Origin of the sequence: Eubacterium ramulus ATCC 29099, from assembly GCF_000469345.1 — a bacterium.
In the GTDB taxonomy this organism is placed as follows: domain Bacteria; phylum Bacillota; class Clostridia; order Lachnospirales; family Lachnospiraceae; genus Eubacterium_I; species Eubacterium_I ramulus.
The window spans coordinates 1-1,237 of sequence record NZ_KI271091.1; the positions used below are offsets into that span (position 1 = coordinate 1).

Below are 1,237 nucleotides of genomic sequence, written 5' to 3' on the forward strand. Positions count from 1 at the left end.
GCAGAAGTAGAAGCGACACCCTCAATATCGGTACGAATTGTCTTTACCACTTCATTTTTTTTGTATAGCTTGCCCTCAACCAATACTGCATTATCTTTTAAGGAAATGATGTCAAAGGCAGTATCTTTCAAAGTGGCACTTCCTTGTGGCTTTGTATCGCCCGTTTCTAAATCTCGTTTCTGAATTTTGACACCGCCACGGATAACCTTGTCAGAAACGGAAAACTGGTTACTTCCAGATAATACGGCAAGGTCGCCGTCCTCGGTAATCTGTGTTACATATAAGCCCTTAATCTGTTCGGACTTATCGCCAGCCTGCATATATGCACCGTCAAGTAAGTAGCCATTTGGAGCTTTCGTTTCTTCAACGGTTAGTGTTCCAAGTGGAAAAACGGCTTTACCGTCTTGCATATAGAAGCTGTCGCCAGACACCTTGTATGCGTCCGCTAATTTTGTGATGTAATGAGTTGTCCCGTAGCTGTCTGTTTCAGCGATTGTCTTTGTAACCCATGTACGAGTAGCTTCGGCAGGGAGATTGTCTTTAGTATAGAAGCCTGCATAATACTTCCATGTAAATTCCGCACCTGCTAGAGAAGCGTTTCCTTGCGGATTGTCTTTCTGTGTTTCCATGTCAATCTTGAAAAGCTCAATCAAAGTGTCCGTTACTTTTGGCGTATCAGATACGTTCAATGTCGCTGTCTTTCCAGCTTCAATCTTTAAGGAATATACAGTTTTATCTACTTTATATCCTGCTGGTGCGGATAATTCCTTGATATAGACTGTGCCTGCTTTTACCTCTACAACATCTGTATTTCCGTTTTCATCAGTCGTAAGGGTGGCAAGCTGTTTCGTGCAGTCCTTATCAGAAAAGACACCGTAGATTGCACCAGCGACAGAGTAATTCCCGTTACCGTTTGTAATGCTGGTATTACTGGAAGTCTTTTGTAGTTTCGCATTTCCGACATTCAGTTTCGCCCAGAATTGTCCTAATTCCTGCCCCTCGCCAGAGTAGATATAACCGCCACATTCATAGCGTCCTTTATTCTCTTTGACAAAGGCTTTTGCACCAGAGAAAACTTCGTCCTGTGTTGCCTTTGGAATTTCATCATAAGAAGCTCGCACGTTATCACATTGCCAGCCAAGATGTACGCTCAATCTCTGCCAGACAACACATTGTTCCAACAGATAGACTTGCTTGTAATTCAGTTCCTTGTGAGCTTCGCCATACTGTTTGACAT

1 pseudogene is annotated in these 1,237 nt (G+C 43.0%); it reads right to left on the reverse strand.

Annotated elements, in window-relative coordinates:
- Nucleotides 1-1,237: pseudogene (locus HMPREF0373_RS02410) on the reverse strand (SrtB-anchored collagen-binding adhesin); the annotation flags it as partial.